The sequence below is a fragment of the Mesorhizobium qingshengii genome, assembly GCF_900103325.1.
Taxonomy (GTDB): domain Bacteria; phylum Pseudomonadota; class Alphaproteobacteria; order Rhizobiales; family Rhizobiaceae; genus Mesorhizobium; species Mesorhizobium qingshengii.
On sequence record NZ_FMXM01000010.1, the window covers coordinates 82,028 to 98,672 of the forward strand.

Sequence of the window (16,645 nt, forward strand, 5' to 3'; positions counted from 1 at the left end):
CTTTTGGGGTAACGACATGCATCAGCGAAAAAGCCCTTCGATCCCCTTTTGTTCCGATTTTTCTTGGCGATTGCCTGTCGTCGCGCTACCTCTGGCACGTGACAGAGCAGCCGCGCCTTGCCCAACAGAATGCCACTGTGACCCTGCCCGAACCATTCATCAAATGGTTCGGCGAAAAGGGCTGGTCGCCGCGCGCCCACCAGCTCGAGTTGCTGGCGAGGGCTCAAGGTGGGCAATCGGTGTTGCTGATCGCGCCGACCGGAGCCGGCAAGACGTTGGCCGGCTTCCTGCCTTCGCTGACCGAACTGGCCAATCGGCCAAGGCGAAAACCGGGCCAGGCGCATCGCGGCATCCACACGCTCTATATCTCACCGCTCAAGGCACTGGCCGTAGACATCGAGCGCAATCTCGGCAAGCCGGTGGAAGAGATCGGGCTGCCCGTCATCATTGAGACGCGCACCGGTGACACGCCCGCGCATAAGCGCCAGCGCCAGAAGCTGGTGCCGCCCGATATTCTGCTCACCACGCCCGAGCAACTGGCGTTGCTGATTGCGGCAGGCGATGCCGGGCGCTTCTTCGAGGACTTGCGCTACGTCGTGCTCGACGAACTGCATTCGCTGGTGACGTCGAAACGCGGACATCTGCTGGCGCTTGGGCTGGCGCGGCTTCGCAGCTTTGTCCCCGGCCTGCAGACAATCGGGCTGTCGGCGACGGTGGCAGAACCGGACGAGTTGCGGCGCTGGCTGGTCAGCCAGAATCCACCGGGCGACATGGCCGAAATGATTGTCGTCACGGGCGGTGCGAAACCCGAAATCTCCATCCTCGATTCGGAAGAGCGCGTGCCGTGGGCAGGGCATTCGGCCCGCTACGCCACGCCGGAAATCTACCGCGAGATCAAGCGCCACAAGACGACCCTGCTGTTCGTCAACACCCGCAGCCAGGCGGAGTTGCTGTTCCAGGAATTGTGGCGGGTCAACGAGGACACTTTGCCGATCGCGCTGCATCACGGCTCGCTCGACGTCGCTCAGCGCCGGCGGGTCGAAAAGGCGATGGGCGAGAACGCGCTGCGCGCCATCGTCGCCACCTCGACGCTCGACCTCGGCATCGACTGGGGGGATGTTGATCTCGTCGTCCATGTAGGCGCACCTAAGGGGGCGAGCCGGCTGGCGCAGCGTATCGGCCGCGCCAACCACCGTATGGACGAACCGTCCAAGGCGATCCTCATCCCGGCTAATCGTTTCGAGGTGCTGGAATGCCGGGCAGCGCTCGATGCCAATTATCTGGGCGCGCAGGATACGCCGCCGCTCGTCAATGGCGGCCTCGATGTGCTGGCGCAACATATCCTGGGCTGCGCCTGTGGCGCGCCGTTCCGCGCCGATGATCTGTTCGAGGAAGTGCGAACGGCGGCACCCTATGCCAGTCTTGATCGGCCGACCTTCGACCGCGTCATCGATTTCGTCGCCACCGGGGGCTATGCGCTGAAGAACTACGAGCGCTATGCCCGTATCCGGTTGAATAAGGACGGGTTGTGGCGGGTGTCCAATCCGCGTGTTGCCCAGCAATACAGACTGAATGTCGGCACCATCATCGAAGTGCCGGCGCTCAATGTGCGTTACGTCCAGGCCGGCAGCAAGGGCGCGGCTTCACGCGGCGGCCGGGTCCTCGGCAAGATCGAGGAGGCCTTCCTCGAAACCTTGACGCATGGCGACACTTTCATGTTCGCCGGCAAGATCCTGCGTTTCGAGGGCATCCGCGAGAATGAGTGCTTCGTGTCGAACGCACCCGGCAGCGACGCCAAGGTGCCTTACTACGGTGGTGGCAAATTCCCGCTTTCGACCTACCTCGCCGAGCAGGTCCGTATCATGCTGGACGACCCGCAGCGCTGGAAGAAGCTGCCGGAACAGGTGGCCGATTGGCTGCGGTTTCAGGCCGACAAATCGGTGCTGCCCAAACGCGATGACCTGCTGATCGAGACCTTTCCACGCGGCAACCGCCATTATCTGGTGGCCTATCCGTTCGAGGGAAGACTGGCCCACCAGACGCTAGGCATGTTGCTCACACGCCGTCTCGACCGGGCGGGAGCCAGGCCGCTCGGCTTTGTCGCCACCGACTATGCACTGGCCATATGGTCACTAGGCGACATGGGCGCGATGTTCAAAGCCGGGAAACCTTCGCTCAGTGCGCTTTTCGACCAGGATATGCTGGGCGATGACCTCGAAGCCTGGCTGGCGGACAGTTGGCTTCTCAAGCGCACCTTCCGCAATTGCGCGCTGATCTCGGGCCTGATCGAAAAACGTCACCCGGGCCAGGAGAAAAGCGGCCGTCAGGTCACTGTGTCGACCGACCTGATCTACGATGTGCTGCGCAGCCATGAGCCGGACCACATCCTGCTTCAGGCGACACGCGCCGATGCGGCGACCGGTCTGCTCGATGTCAGCAGACTCGGCGACATGCTCTCGCGCATCCAGGGTCGAATCATGCATAAGAATCTCGAACAGATATCGCCACTTGCCGTGCCGATCATGCTCGAGATCGGCAAGATGCCGGTGAACGGCGAAGCCGATGAAACGCTGCTGATGGATGCGGCGACGCTGGTCGAGGAAGCCATGGGACCGGGGATGATCGAGGAATGAATTTTTCGCTGGCGCGCGCATCGCTGATTGCCGAGGCCGACCTTGTCGGCATCGCCGGCGAACGCGCGGTCTGCGACCCGCGCGGCGTGCTCTATTTTCCCGAGTTCAGGCTGCTGGCGGTATCGGACCTGCATCTGGAAAAAGGCTCGTCGCTGGCACGACGCGGTGCGCTGATCCCGCCCTACGACACCGGCGCGACCTTGCTCAGATTGCAGGCCGTTATCGCCGACTACCAGCCGTCGATCGTCATCAGCCTGGGCGACAGTTTTCACGATGGCGGTGGCGCCGAGCGCATGCATGCCAGCTTCCGCGAGCGGCTGGAAGCGCTGATATCAGGCCGTGACTGGTTCTGGGTCGCCGGCAATCATGATCCGGAAGCGCCTGCAGACCTGCCTGGTGAGACAGTGAGCGAACTCGCCATTGGCTCGCTGCTGTTCCGGCACGAGCCATCGAAGGTGCGCATCGAAGGCGAAATATCGGGCCACCTGCACCCCTGCGCCCGCATCGTGCAGCGCGGCCGCTCGGTGCGGCGGCGCTGCTTTGCCGGCGACGGTGGCCGCATGATCATGCCGGCCTTCGGCGCCTATACCGGCTCGCTCAACGTGCTCGACCGCGCCTATGCCGGGCTGTTCCGGCTGGAAACGCTGATGGCCTACATGCTTGGCGCCGACCGCATCTTTGCCATCTCGCGGTCGATGCTGCGACCCGGCTGAAACAGCGCTACCTTCCGTAATAGAGCATGACGGTGTGCTTCGCCTCGGCGAAGAACAGCCAGCGTTCGACCAGCATGCCGGAGAGCTGAGCGATCGCGGCAAGAACCGAAAGCACCGCCGCGAAGGACCACGGCAAGGCGAATGTGGCGGAGAGCAGCAGGACGGGCAAGGCGAAGGCCAGAACCTGCGTAATCTGGCGCAGCCGCGCGCTGTGCTTGCGCGCGATGCGAAACCCCATTTCCTTGAGCAGGTAGTTTTCCTCGGTATGCGGCCATTCCAGCGAGCGCACCGTGCCGCCCACCAGTCCTGTCGCGGTGTTGGCGGTGGTTGGGATCTCTAGCGCGTCGTTGTATCGCCATGTCGCCAGCTTCCAGCCCCAGCCGAGCAAGGTCAGCAGTAAGCAAGCCACCAGAAGCATTTTCGAACCGACGGCAAAACCCTGCAGCAGCGCATTCAAGAGCACGCTGCCGGTCATTGCCGAGAAGATGAGATAGCCGGGCAGGGTGAAGCGGCTGTGCCACTGGGCGATCGGCTTCAGCGACGCATAGATCATGCCCGTGGTGCAGACGGTGATGACCGCACCACAGGCCGCCACCAACCCGGCGATGCCGACCCAGTCACCGGTCTTGCCGAGCGCGACCCAGCCAATGCCGAACAGTCCTGCCGGCACGAAGGTGGCGACCGAGGCGACACCTTCGCGCGACAGCCATGAACTGCGCCACTGCGAGAACGCCCGCCAGGCGCGCTCTGGCCGGCCGAGATGGCCGGTCGAGGACAACAGTCCCGCCGCGATCAGCCCAAGAGCCAGCCCCATGCCGATGAAGCCCAGCCAGAAATCGGGCGGGATGATCTGGAACCCTCCGAGCATACCCAGTAGCGCCAACAGGCCGTAGCCGGCGCCCGTGGCGGTGGTGAAGAAGACGACGGAGAAGGCTGGATGCATGGATGTCAGTTCGAAAGCATGCGGTCGACCCAGCCGAGGAAGCCGCCTTCGGTCCGCACCGGCTCCAGCGCCGGGGCGGGCACCGATGCGGCGCGTTGCGTATGAGCGCGCGGCGGCAGGTATTTGTTGGTCGGCTGATAGCCGAGCTCCGGCATCAGGTCGACGCCGCCACGCTCCGCCACCAGTTGCGAGACCGCCGACAGGGGATCGCCGAGATCGCCGAAATGTCGGGCACTGGTCGGGCAAGCGGCGACGCAGGCCGGCACGCGGTCTTCCTCGGCCAGATTGTCATTGTAGATCCGGTCGACGCACAGCGTGCATTTCTTCATAACCCCGACATCGGTGTCGAATTCGCGCGCCCCATAGGGGCAGGCCCAGCTGCACAATTTACAGCCGATGCACTTGTCCTCGTCGATCAGCACGATGCCGTCCGAGGCCCGCTTGTAGGAGGCGCCGGTCGGGCAGACGGTGACGCAGGCCGGCGTCTCGCAATGCAGGCAGGAACGCGGGAAATTGACCGTGCGCCCGCCCATCTCGGTGGTGTGCTCATAAGCGTGTACGCGGTTGAACCAGACGCCGTCGACAGTGCCGCCATAGGGATCAATGTCGGTCAGCGGCGCCATGTGGCCGCCGGTGTTCCACTCCTTGCAAGCGGTGACGCAGGCCTGGCAGCCAACGCAGGTGTCGAGGTCGATGACGAGGCCGAGCTTCTTGCCGCCTTGACTGGGCAGACAGGTCATTCGGCCGCCTCCCTTGCCCCGCGGAATTCTGCGCCGAAAGTCAGCTTGTCCGGCGAGGGCTCGAAATGCGGCGGCCGCCGGAAGCGCTCGAATTGCGGCTCGGTAAAGCCAGCCTCTTCCGCCGGGCATTTGACGATGCGCACGCGCAGATCAAACCATGCCGCCTGGCCGGTGACAGGATCGGAATTCGAATAGCGCTTGCCGTTGGCGTCGGCCGTGGTCTGGTCGCCGATGATGTGGTTGAGCAGGAAGCCGCGGTTGGATTCGGCCGCATCGTCCTTCAGCCCCCAGCTGCCGCGTCTTTTGCCGATCGCATTCCAGGTCCAGACCGTGCTTTCGTTCACCCCGTCGACCAGCTTGATCTGCCCCTTCACTCTGCCGTTGATACTTTCGATCCACACCCAGTCGTCATCGACCAGGCCGAGACCGGCAGCCGTCCGGTGATGCACGAACAGCCGGTTTTGGCTGGTGATCTGCCGCAGCCACGCATTCTGCGAGCCCCAGGAGTGATACATGTGCATCGGCCGCTGCGTCAGCGCGTGCAGGGGATATTTCTCAAGATCGATGACCGCCTCCTCGAATGGCATGTACCAGAACGGCAACGGGTCCATGTAGGTCTCGATACGCGGGCGATCGCCCTGTGGTGGCAGCACGCGGCCATGGCCGCGTGCTGCCAGGCGGAAGCGCTGCAACGGCTCGGAATAGAGCTGGAAGATGATCGGCTCCGCCTTGGGGATGAAGCCCATGCTCTCGGCGAAGTCGAGATAGGAGCGGTTGGCCATCTTGTAGTAGCGCTGGTCGTCCGCGAAATCGTGATGCCAGAAGCCGCCATTGTCGATGTAGCGCTGCAACTGTTCAGGATTGGCCTCGCCCTTGCCGATCGCGGCGCCGTCCTTGCCGCGCCAGCCGGCAAGCGGCCCGATGCCGGGCGTCCGCTCATGATTGACGATGTAGTCGGCATAGTCGCGATATTTGGCCGAGCCGTCCTCATCGACCAAACCGGGCAGGCCGAGCCGTGCGCCGAGCTCGATCAGCACCGACTGGAACGGCCGGACGTCGCGGTCCGGCTCGACGACGGGATGGCGGATGGCGTCGCCCGGTCCGTCGGCGTGGCTGATCGGCCGGTCGAGCAGGCTGATGCAGTCGTGGCGCTCGAGATAGGTTGTGTCCGGCAGCACCAGGTCGGCAAATGGCACGGTCTCGGAATAGTAGGCGTCGGAATAGATGATGAAGGGGATCTTGTAGTTGCCGGCGTCATCGCTGTCGGTCAGCATCGCGATGGTCTCGACGGTGTTCATCGAGGAATTCCACGCCATGTTCGACATGTACATCATCAGCGTGTCGATCCTGTAGGGATCGCCGGCCCAGGCATTGCGGATGACGGTGTGCATTAGCCCGTGTGCTGCCAGCGGCGCATCCCACGAATAGGCCTTGTCGATACGGGTTGGCGTGCCGGCCTCATCGACCAGCAGGTCTTCCGGCCCGCAGACGAAACCGAGCGGCATGCCGTCGAGCGGAGTCATCGGCTTGACGGTCTTGCCCGAAGGCTTCGGACCCGGCGGCGCCGATCTGGGGTAGGGCGGCTTGAAGCGGAAGCCGCCGGGGACATCCACCGTGCCGAGAAGCACCTGAAGCAGATGGATGGCGCGGCACGTATGAAAACCGTTCGAATGGGCGGAGATGCCGCGCATGGCGTGCATCGAAACAGGCCGGCCCTTGATCGTCTCATGCCGGCGCCCGGCCCAGTCGGTCCACGCCACCGGCAGTTCGATCGTCTGTTCGAAGGCGACATGGGCAAGTTCGGCTGCGATCCTGCGGATCGTATCGGCGGGGATACCGCAACGCTTGGCGACCGCATCGGGTGCATAGCTCCCGTCGAGGTAACGGTCGGCAATGAGCTGGAACACTGGCGTGCAACGGCGGCCATCGACGGTGAAACTACCGGTCAGCGCCGGCTTGGCGCTGGCATCGGTGGCGCTGACCGGCGTCTTCGCCACCCTGTCCCAGGTCAGCGGATTGCCATCGGCGTCTCGCACGAACAGCCCGTCATCGGCTGCACCCGCCTCCTGCACCACGAGCACATGAGCATTGGTATATCGGAGCAAATAATCGAGATCGACGCGCCCGGCCTTCAGCAGTTCATGGATGAGCGCGAACACGAACAGGCCGTCTGTGCCGGGGCGGATGCCGATCCAGTCATCGGCAATCGCATTGTAGCCGGTGCGGCACGGGTTGATCGACACCACCTTGGCGCCGCGCGCCTTGAGCTTGCCCAAGCCGATCTTGATCGGGTTGGAATCATGATCCTCGGCGACGCCGAACAGCATGAAATATCTGGTGTTGTCCCAGTCGGGCTCACCGAACTCCCAGAACGAACCGCCGATCGTATAGAGGCCCCCGGCCGCCATGTTCACCGAGCAGAAGCCGCCATGGGCGGCGAAATTTGGCGTACCGAACTGGCTCGCCCACCAGCCGGTCAAGGACTGCGACTGGTCGCGCCCGGTGAAGAAGGCGAGCTTTTTCGGGTCGGTCTGTCGGATGGCGGAGAGTCGTTCCGTCGCGATCGAAAACGCTTCCTCCCACTCGATCTCGCGGAACTCACCCGAGCCGCGCGGCCCGGTGCGTAGCAGCGGCTTCTTCAGCCTGGCCGGGCTGTAATGCTGCATGATTCCGGAACTGCCCTTGCCGCAGATCACGCCACGATTGACCGGATGGTCCTTGTTGCCGTTGATGTAGCGGACCTTGCCGTCCTTGATGTGCACATCGATGCCGCAGCGGCAGGCGCACATGTAGCAGGTCGTCTTGGCGATGCTGTCGGAAATACTTGGTGATGTGTCGACGCCGTCGCCCTCGTCGGGCGCGCGCGTGTCGGCAAGCGGGCGCTGCGATGGGGACGAATTCGCGCCGCGCGGCGGTCCTTGCATCATGATCCGGTGGTGCCCGCGCGGCCGGCGGACTTGGCTCGCGTCTTCGGCCCGGGGCCACGCATGTAATGCTCTTCCGGGTGATAGCGATCGCCGGCCAGCCGTCGCCGGATGCCCCGGGTCCAATGCGCAAACAAGGATCTGAACCGCCCGATCATTTAATTCTCTGCGATCCGCTGGCGAATTTTTTCTAACTTCACTCGAAAACGTAGAATAAAGCTATCGATCCGTCTAATCAGTTGTTCTTGTAAATTCAATCGAAATTGGTTCTTAATGCGCGCATGACCCTGGACCAGTTGCGCATTTTCGTCGCCGTCGCCGAGCGCGGCCACATGACCAAGGCGGCGGAGCTGCTGGGCATTTCCCAGTCGGCGGCGTCGGCGGCCATACGCGCGCTTGAGGAACAACACGGCGTCCACCTGTTCAACCGTGTCGGCCGCAACATCGAGCTTGCCCAGACCGGACACCGGTTCCTGCCAGAAGCCAAGGCTGTACTGGAACGAGCCGCCGCCGCGCGCAACGTGCTGGAACATGTTTCGCAGACGGTCACCGGCAGCCTCTCGATCGCCGCCAGCCAGACCATCGCCAGCTATTGGCTGCCGCGCCGGCTGGCTTCCTTCCACGAGGCCTATCCCGCCGTCAGGCTGAGCGTCACCATCGGCAATACCAGACAGGTCGAGGCGAATGTCCTCGACGGCGCCGCGGATCTCGGCCTGGTCGAGGGGCGCACGGAATCCGACATCCTGCGCCGCACCAAGGTCGATGTCGACAGGCTGATGCTGGTCGTCGCCAGCTCGCATCCGGAGATCGCCGAACTGTCGCCCGGTCGTCCTGACATCAGGGGGCTGCGCTGGATCATCCGCGAGGGTGGTTCAGGCACGCGCGAGGTGCTGGAGGATCAGGCGCGCCGCGAGGGGATTTCGCTCGCCGACCTGCAAATATTCCTGGTGCTGCCGAGCAACGAGGCGGTTCGCCAGGCGGTGGAGGCGGGCGCCGGCGCCACCATCATTTCGGAGCTTGTCGTCGCGCGCGCCGTCGCCGAGGGCAGTCTCAGAGCCGTGCCGCTCGAATTGCCGAAACGCGACTTCGCCATGATCACCCACCGCGATCGCCAGGCAAGCCTGGCGCAGATGGCGCTCAAGGCACATCTCGGCGCCGAAACCGTCGGAACAACCTGACGAACGGGGTCAGCCGAACTTCCGCTGGGCATCCAAGGCCAGGCCAAGCCCGACCGAGCCGAACATGTCGCCTTCGATGACGGAAGCCCGCGGCACCAGCGACAGGATTTCCCGTCTCGCCAGCGGGATCGCGGTCGATCCGCCGGTCAGGAACACCGCGGTGATGTCGGATGGCTTGACCTGGGCATCGCGGATGGTCTGCCCGACCGTCGCGGTGACCCGCTCAATGTCCCTGGCAATCGTGGCTTCCAGCCCGGCGCGCGTGATGTCGGCGGCGAACTCCACGCCCGGCAGCTTCACCGCGACCTCGGCGGATGGCCTGTCGGTCAGCTCTATCTTGGCCTTTTCGACCAGTGCCGCCAGCGCGTGTCCGTAGCGGTGCTCGACGATGTGGATAAAGCGGTCGACCAGGTCGGCGCGCTCGGCCTCATAGCGGATCTGGCGCAGATGCGTCATCGCCTTGGCGGTGTAGACCAGGTTGATGCGCTGCCAGGTCGCGAGATCGATGAAGTAGCTGGCCGGCAGATTGCGCTTGCCGTCCTTGGTCGGGGTCAGGTGGCCGAGCTGCGGCATCACATGGGCGATGCTCAGCAGCCGGTCGAAATCGGTGCCGCCGATATGGATGCCCCGGCTGGCCAGGATGTCGTCCTTGCGGTCAAGCGAGCGGGAGCGCTCGGGTGAGACGCGCACGATCGAGAAGTCAGACGTCCCGCCGCCCATGTCGATGATCAGCGCCAGTTCCTCGCGCGTCACCTTCTGCTCATAGTCGAGCGCCGCCGCGATCGGCTCGAACTGGAAAGCGATATGCTTGAAGCCCTGGGCGTGCGCTGCCTTTTCGAGTTCGCGCTGGGCATTCGCATCGGCTTCGGCATCGTCGTCGACGAACTGGACCGGGCGCCCGAGCACCACGGTCTCGACGGCATCGCCGGCGTCTTCCTCCAGCTTCTTCCTGAGATGGCCGAGGAACAGGCCGATGATCTCCATGAAACCGATCGAGCGCGCCTTGATGCGCGTCTTTTCGTGCGCGAGCGAACTGCCGAGCACGCTCTTCAGCGAGCGCATCAAGCGGCCTTCGACGCTGTCGGTATAGTTGGCGATGGCGTGGCGGCCAAAACAGGTGCGGTTGTCCTCGAAGTTGAAGAAGACGGCACTTGGCAGCGTGACCTGGCCATCTTCCAGCGCGACAAGGCGAGGCTGCCCGTTGCGGACCACGCCCACGGTGGAATTCGAAGTGCCGAAGTCGATACCGCCGAATGCTGGTCGCATCGCAACGTCCTGTCATTGTCCTTGGGGCAGCGGATCGGCGTCTTCGCATGCGCCGTTGTCCGGGGTGACCGAACCGTCCTGCCGAACTGAAATGTCGTGCGCGCTCGCCGCGCCGGGAGGCGGCGGTCTATCGCATGGCCCGGGAAAGGGAAACCCCTTTCGGCGGGGATCTAGTCTTTTCGGAAGACCAGCCTTCCGAGCCAGCCCGTTATCATGGCCAGCGAGATCGCGAAGACGCCATAGAGGAAGGAATAGTCGTGGGCGACGCGGAAGATCGATTGTTCGAAGCCGGATTTGCGGATTTCGAGCTGAGCCGAGCTTTCCTTGATGAACAGGCCGCTCTTGAACAGGAAGGCACGCGCCTTGTGGGTGCCGACCGGAACATTCGGCGCCAGCCTGACGGTGGCGCGAAACAGGTTCTGCGACAGGAATTGCACGCCGCCGACATTCTCGCTGTAGAGGCCGGTCGCCGATTTGCGGTCGCGCAGGGCCGCCGTGAATTCCTCGATGGTCGCCGGGCTGTCGCCGGCATCGGCGGGCTGCATGTAGAGGTTGGAGGCGCCGAGCGACAGCTGCTTGTAGCTGTTCGGTTCGGTAATGTCCTGCAGCGGCCGCGTCGTCGCCACCGAATAGGACATCGGCACGTTCTCGAAAGTCTCGGAGTCCAGATTGACCCAGACGCCGAGCACCCGGTCCTTGCGGCGCACCACCACCGGACGCGGCGGGCCTTCGAGCACGACGATGACATCGTAGCGGCCCTGGCGGGCAACGAGCGGGTCGGGGTTTTCCAGTGAACCGAAGATTGTGAGGTCGGCCCCGGAAAAGCCGGCGGTGATCGACACATTGTCGGTGGAGAGCCCGATCTGGATGCCTTCCGGTGGCAAAGGCGTCTGCGCCTTCGCCGGCACGGCGGCGGCAAGCAACGACAGGAGTATGGCGGTTGCGAACGCTTTCGGTGCCGGCATCAGTTGAGGTCCGCACCGGACAGCGAATAGAGATTGGGCGGGGTGACGAAGAGATCGATGGCAAGCCGGATCGCCACCGCCAGCACAAGCAGCGCCAGCAACGCCCTGAGCTGCTCGCCGCGCAGCCTCTGGCCGGCCTTGGCGCCATATTGCGCGCCGGCCACGCCGCCCGCCATCAACAGGAAAGCCAGCACGACATCGACCGTCTGGTTGGTGGTGGCGTGGACCAGCGTCGTGTAGGCGGAGGTGAAGATGATCTGGAATAGCGAGGTGCCGATGACGACGTTGGTCGGCACTTTCAGCAGATAGATCAGCGCCGGCACCATGATGAAGCCGCCGCCGACGCCCATGATCGACGACAGGAAGCCGATGCCGGCTCCCAGACCAAGCACCGGAATGACGCTGACGAACAGTTTCGAGGCCCTGAATCGCATCTTCAGCGGCAAGCGGTGGATCCAGTTGTGCTGGCCGGATTTCTTCAGCGCCGGTGCCGCGCCACTGCGCGTGGCGCGCAGCGCGTTGACACTTTCGACCAGCATCAGCCCGCCGACGGTGCCGAGCAGCACGACGTACAGCAGCGAGATGAACAGGTCGAGCTGGCCGAGCCTGCGCAGGAAGGCGAAGACGTAGATACCACCGGTTGAGCCGACGATGCCGCCGGCCAGCAACACGCCGCCGAGCTTGAAGTCGAGCGTCCCTCGCTTCATGTGCGAAAGCACGCCGGAGAAGGAGGAGGCGATGACCTGGTTGGCGCCGGTGGCGACCGCGATCGCCGGGGGTATGTTGTAGAAGATCAGCAGCGGCGTGATGAGGAAGCCGCCGCCGACGCCGAACATGCCCGACAGGAAACCCACTGCCGCACCCATGGCCAGCAGCACGAAGACGTTGACGGAAATTTCCGCGATCGGGAGATAGATGCCCACCCGTCTGTCTCGATCAGTTCTGCCTGCCGGCGAATGCAACCGTTGCGGGCATCTTGCTCCGACAAGCCAATTTGTTCTTGCGCCGGAGGTGCTACGAAGTCAAACCACGCCGCACCGCCGAAACAAAAAACATCTCAATCAGTTAACAGGCAAATGTGTGGCAAGGGCGTCGTGGAAGCGACGCATCCGCCGTTATTTGCGCGCCAGCAGGGCCTTGACCAGTTTTTCATCGATCGTGCCGGTCGCCGGCATCTTGTTGTCGGTCTGGAAAGCCATGATCGCGGTCTTCGTCTTCTGGCCCATCTTGCCGTCGGCGCCGCCGGCATCGTAGCCATTCTTGTTGAGAATGCGCTGGATGTTCTGGATGGCCTTCGTCATGTCGATGCTGGCGGTCGTCTGCGGCGTGTCGTTCTGCCAGGATTCGGGAATGTCCGCCGAATTGGACGCCGGATCCAGCGGCTTGGCCTTCCACAGTTCGGCCGCGGCGCGGGCGCGTTCGAGCTGCTCTGGCCGCAGCGCATTGGCGATCTCGTCGCGCTTGGCCGCCGCATCCTTGTCGCCTGTCTTGGCGACGAGAGCGAACCATTTGTAGGATTCCTCGAGGTTCTGCTTCATGCCGACCCCCTTGGCGGCGAGGATGCCGAGATTGAACTGGCTGTCCTTGACGCCAACGTCGGCGGCCGCCTGGAACCAGTGCGCGGCCGACTCATTGTCGGTCACCCCGTCCGCCGCCATGGCGAACAGCACGGCCAGATTGTGCATGGCGCTGGCGTTGCCCTGCTCGGCGGCGAGTTGGTACCAGGTCTTGGCTTTCTTGATGTCGCGGGCGACGCCGATGCCCTTTTCGTAGAAATTGCCGATGCGGTATTCGGCCGGCGCGAAGCCGAGTTCCGCCGCCTTCTCATACCACTTGGCGGCCGCCGCCATGTCTTCCTTGACGCCACGCGACTCGGCATAGCGCGAGCCGATCTCGAACAGCGCCTTGGCATCGCCATTGGCGGCTGCGTCACGCAAGGCGGCCGGGCCGGCGTTGGCGGGAATGTCGATCTTGGCCGCAGCCGCCGGGGAAGCGTCCGCCGGCGGGACCGCGCCTGTGGTGTCCGTGGCTGGCGCAGCCGCGATCGGCTGGGTGCCGGTGTCGGCATCGGTTGCTTCCGCGGCCGGGGCGATCGGCGCCGAAGCAGCCGAGGCTGTCGTGCCGGACGCCGCCGCGCCAGCATCGGCGGGCATAGCCGAAGCAACAGGCGCGGGAGCGGGCTCGGCTGTCGGTGCCGCATCCATCGACGGCTCGACGCCTGGTGGCGTTGCCATCGTGGCTTGCGTCGCCATGTCGTCCTTGGTTGCCGGTTCGGACGGCGCGGCCTGTCTGACGACACGGGCCGGCGCCGTTTCCTGTGCTGGGGGCTGCGCATCCGCCTTCGGCTGGCTTGCGGTGTCGAGTGAGGCGGTCTGCACCGGTTGGGAAGCCACGATCGGTGCGGCGTCGTTGCTCGCCACTTGCGCGGAATCGGCGAAGAAAGCCTTGCCCAGTTGCAAGCCGGCAAGTGCCAGCAAGATCGCGGTCGACCCCATCAGGATCGGCTTGCGCCGCGTCTTGAGCAGGTCCCCGATCCGCAGTGCCTTGACCGGTCCGGTCATCGTCGACTGACGTTTCAGGGCATCGGCCTCGGCGGCGGCGGCCTGCGCCGCGCGCCGCGCCGCGGCGATGAAGTCCGATTTGGCGGCATCGGTGTCGCTGGGCTTGGCCGGTTGGCCGCGCTCGTCACGCACGCGCTTCATGATGGCATTGAGGTCCGGTGCGCCAGAGCCGGGCTCCAGCGGCCGGTTGGCCATTTTCGGATCGAGTGGCTCGTCGAGGTCGACACTCGGGATCGGAGCGCTCGGCGCCGAGCCGGCCAGCGGCGGAATGTCCGCCTCTTTCTTGCCCCTGAATGCTCGGGCCAGCCCGCCGAACATCGATTTGCGGCGACCAGCCGGCTCGCCACTGTCAGCGATCGTGTCGGAACCAAGGGCTGCCATGGCCGCGGCAGCGGCGGCCTCGGCCGGCGTGCGCGTGCTCAGGTCGCTACGCGTACCCAAGTCGCCGCGCGTACCCAGGTCGCTACGCGTACCCAGGTCGCTGCCCGAACCCGGTTCGTTGCGCATGATGGCGGCGACGCGGTCATCGAGATCGGCCATGTCTCCGGTCAACGGCATTGGCTCGTCGATGTCCATCGACGGTGCGTTTACGGCGATCTTGGACTGCCGCGCGCGGCGCCTACCGGCCGCCTCGTCGGGTCGCGCGTCCAGGAGTTCGCTCACCGCCTCGACTGGCTCGCCGGGCTCCAGCGAGCCAAGCCGGTCGACAATCTTGAGCAGCGTGTCGTGGATGGCCTCGAACGTTCTCGAATTGCGCTCGTCCGAGCGCCGCGTCAGCGCTTCGAGCGTCTTCAGGTCCTGAGCAAGGCCGGAAACGGCCGTCGTGTTGGCGCTCGAACCGGCCAGCGATCGCACCGCGTTCTCAGCCGCTTCGCGCGCCGCGCCCAGGATGGAATCGCGGGTTCCGGCCAGCGACTTTTCGATTTCGTCGAGGCGCGGGCTGATGTCCTCGAATTCCGGCAGCGGCGTGCTGGGCTTGGAAAGATGGGCGGACAGGCCGGCGACCTGCGCCTCCAGGCTTCGGATCAGCGCTGGATCGATGCCGGCCACTTGCGCGGCGGAGGCGTCCAGCCGGCTTGAAATGTCTTCGAGCCGGCTTTCCAGGCCGCGGATCGCTGCTTCGCCGGCGGGATCGGGAACACGCGTTTCGATGCGCTGGGCCAGAGCGGTGAAGCGGGCGTCGATGGCGTCCATGATGCCGGCGCTGTCGACTTGCGGCATGCGCTCGTCCAGCCTGTCGGCAACTTCGTCCAGCCGGCGCTCGAGATCGCGGAACAGCATGTTGCCCTGTTCGATGGCGTCACCCTGGCGGCGTTCCATCATGCCGGACAGCACGTCGAAGCGCTGCTCCAGCCCATGGAAGATATAGTCGGCGTCCGGCATGGCAGGCGCCTGGTCGATCTTGTCGGCGATGAGTGCGATCTGCTTGGCCAGGCGCTCCATCGCCTGCTCGGGCAGATTGGCGCGACCAGCGAGCTCGTCGACCCGGCTCGACAGCGTGTTCAGGCGGTCCATGACCGCGTTGCCGGGGCGATCCTGCGCCACTTCCTCGATCTGTACGGCAAGCGAGTCGATCCGCTTCTCGATGCGCTCGAAAGCCTCATGGTCGAATGAATTGGCTTGCGCCGCGACGGTCGATGCGACGATGGCGCGGGAAATCTCGTCCAGCCGCTCATCGATCATGCCAAGCGTGTCGCTGCCGCGATTGTCCTGCTGGCTGGCGAAGTGGTCGACGGCGCCGGCAAGCGTGCGTACCTTGTCCTCGAGCGAGCGCAGCGACAGCGATTCCGGCAGATTGTTGACGGCGTTACTGATCTGCTCCAGCCGGTCGGTCAGCATCGACAGGCCGGGGCCGTCCGAGCGTTTGCGCTGGTCGGCATCGACGCGATCCTCGAAGGCCGTCCAGCGGCGGTCGAAATCATCCCAGCGGCGATCGACCTTCTGCACACTCTCCTCGCGCGCCAGCGTGTCGAGCGCCGCCTTGACCTGCTCGAGTTCGAGCCGCAGCATGTTGACGCTTCTGTCGTCGCTCTTCTCGGCCAGCGTCTGGATGGCGCCGGAAAGCCTCTCGAACTCAAGGCCGAGTTCGGCGCTGCCCTTGGCCAGGACACCCGACGGGCCGCCTGGCGTCGCGTTCGACTGGAAGGCCCGCTCTATGTCCTTGCGCAGCGCTTCGAATTCACGCTGCAGCCCGGCGGTCATCTGGTGGCGCAGTTCCTCGCGCATGCCGCGCAATTCGCTGGCGATCTTGCCGACCATGGCAACGCCGTCCTCCTGTCCGCGCACGCGATCGATGTCGCGCGCGATGGCCTGGTAATTCTGCTCGAAAGCGGCGGCGGGCTGCATCGGGCTCTGCGGGCGCGGCGCCTGCTGCGGGTCCTCGTACCAGCGCTGCTGGCCGGCGGGCCGGGTGGCGGGATAGCGGGCGTCGGCGCCATACTGGCGCGGATCGGGACGACCCATCGGGTCCTCGCGGGTTCGCTCCAGTCGCTGTTCCAGCGTCTCCAGCGAGCGGTTCAACTGCTCGAGCGTGGTCTGCGGCCTGCGCTGCCTGCCGGCGTTGAGTGTATCGAGATAGGACCGCTTGCTGTTCATCTGTGCGTCCGTCTTTCAGAATGGCTGGCTTGGTGGCCAACTCCCCAAGTCCCTGCCGGAACGAGGCGACCGGGCGGCTTTGCCGCGGTGGAAGACAAGCTTCCCGGGTTCTCACCCGCGCTCCGAA

10 protein-coding genes are annotated in these 16,645 nt (G+C 64.7%); 3 read left to right on the forward strand and 7 right to left on the reverse strand.

Translation table 11 applies throughout. The features are described 5' to 3' along the window. Window positions 1-98 precede the first annotated feature (98 nt). The gene (locus BLS48_RS17365; RefSeq protein WP_091579688.1) at window positions 99-2,633 is read left to right on the forward strand and encodes a ligase-associated DNA damage response DEXH box helicase; all 2,535 of its coding nucleotides are present in this window, start codon (window positions 99-101) and stop codon (window positions 2,631-2,633) included. Beyond that, window positions 2,630-3,346, forward strand: a complete 717-nt coding sequence (gene pdeM / locus BLS48_RS17370) for a ligase-associated DNA damage response endonuclease PdeM (protein ID WP_091579691.1) — start codon at window positions 2,630-2,632, stop codon at window positions 3,344-3,346. The genes BLS48_RS17365 and pdeM overlap by 4 nt, the downstream gene beginning before the upstream one ends. Before the next feature lie 7 nt (window positions 3,347-3,353). Here pdeM and BLS48_RS17375 read toward each other — a convergent pair whose 3' ends face one another. Genes BLS48_RS17375 through BLS48_RS17385 form a run of 3 tightly spaced genes read right to left on the reverse strand, consistent with a single transcriptional unit; the run spans window position 3,354 to window position 7,956 of the window. Then, a complete protein-coding gene (locus tag BLS48_RS17375) occupies window positions 3,354-4,289 on the reverse strand; it encodes a dimethyl sulfoxide reductase anchor subunit family protein (protein ID WP_091579694.1) in 936 nt (311 codons plus the stop codon). Between the two features lie 5 nt (window positions 4,290-4,294). Continuing rightward, on the reverse strand, window positions 4,295-5,029 hold the full coding sequence (locus BLS48_RS17380) for a 4Fe-4S dicluster domain-containing protein (RefSeq protein WP_091579697.1): 735 nt from the start codon (window positions 5,027-5,029) through the stop codon (window positions 4,295-4,297). Next, window positions 5,026-7,956, reverse strand: a complete 2,931-nt coding sequence (locus tag BLS48_RS17385; RefSeq protein WP_167365126.1) for a molybdopterin oxidoreductase family protein — start codon at window positions 7,954-7,956, stop codon at window positions 5,026-5,028. Before BLS48_RS17385 ends, BLS48_RS17380 begins: the two co-directional genes overlap by 4 nt. A gap of 278 nt (window positions 7,957-8,234) precedes the next feature. Between BLS48_RS17385 and BLS48_RS17390 the strand changes: the two genes are divergently transcribed. Next, window positions 8,235-9,131, forward strand: a complete 897-nt coding sequence (locus tag BLS48_RS17390) for a LysR family transcriptional regulator (RefSeq protein WP_091579699.1) — start codon at window positions 8,235-8,237, stop codon at window positions 9,129-9,131. Window positions 9,132-9,140: 9 nt separating this feature from the next. Here BLS48_RS17390 and BLS48_RS17395 read toward each other — a convergent pair whose 3' ends face one another. The 4 genes from BLS48_RS17395 to BLS48_RS17410 form a co-directional block, all read right to left on the reverse strand. Further along, the gene (locus tag BLS48_RS17395; protein ID WP_091579702.1) at window positions 9,141-10,397 is read right to left on the reverse strand and encodes an Hsp70 family protein; all 1,257 of its coding nucleotides are present in this window, start codon (window positions 10,395-10,397) and stop codon (window positions 9,141-9,143) included. A 170-nt stretch (window positions 10,398-10,567) separates the two neighbouring features. Next, window positions 10,568-11,362 (reverse strand): TIGR02186 family protein, encoded by a 795-nt coding sequence (locus BLS48_RS17400; protein ID WP_091579705.1) that lies wholly within the window; start codon window positions 11,360-11,362, stop codon window positions 10,568-10,570. Continuing rightward, window positions 11,362-12,285, reverse strand: coding sequence for a sulfite exporter TauE/SafE family protein (locus tag BLS48_RS17405; RefSeq protein WP_091579708.1), 924 nt, complete (start codon window positions 12,283-12,285; stop codon window positions 11,362-11,364). The genes BLS48_RS17400 and BLS48_RS17405 overlap by 1 nt, the downstream gene beginning before the upstream one ends. A 192-nt stretch (window positions 12,286-12,477) precedes the next feature. Beyond that, complete coding sequence (locus tag BLS48_RS17410; protein WP_091579710.1) at window positions 12,478-16,518, reverse strand: peptidoglycan-binding protein; 4,041 nt, start codon at window positions 16,516-16,518, stop codon at window positions 12,478-12,480. Between the last annotated feature and the right edge of the window lie 127 nt (window positions 16,519-16,645).

Coding starts and splice junctions, on each gene's coding strand:
- BLS48_RS17390 (WP_091579699.1), top strand. CDS start 8,235: ATGACCCTGGACCAGTTGCGCATTTTCGTCGCCGTCGCCGAGCGCGGC.
- BLS48_RS17395 (WP_091579702.1), bottom strand. CDS start 10,397: ATGCGACCAGCATTCGGCGGTATCGACTTCGGCACTTCGAATTCCACC.
- BLS48_RS17410 (WP_091579710.1), bottom strand. CDS start 16,518: ATGAACAGCAAGCGGTCCTATCTCGATACACTCAACGCCGGCAGGCAG.
- BLS48_RS17380 (WP_091579697.1), bottom strand. CDS start 5,029: ATGACCTGTCTGCCCAGTCAAGGCGGCAAGAAGCTCGGCCTCGTCATC.
- BLS48_RS17385 (WP_167365126.1), bottom strand. CDS start 7,956: ATGATGCAAGGACCGCCGCGCGGCGCGAATTCGTCCCCATCGCAGCGC.
- BLS48_RS17400 (WP_091579705.1), bottom strand. CDS start 11,362: ATGCCGGCACCGAAAGCGTTCGCAACCGCCATACTCCTGTCGTTGCTT.
- pdeM (WP_091579691.1), top strand. CDS start 2,630: ATGAATTTTTCGCTGGCGCGCGCATCGCTGATTGCCGAGGCCGACCTT.
- BLS48_RS17375 (WP_091579694.1), bottom strand. CDS start 4,289: ATGCATCCAGCCTTCTCCGTCGTCTTCTTCACCACCGCCACGGGCGCC.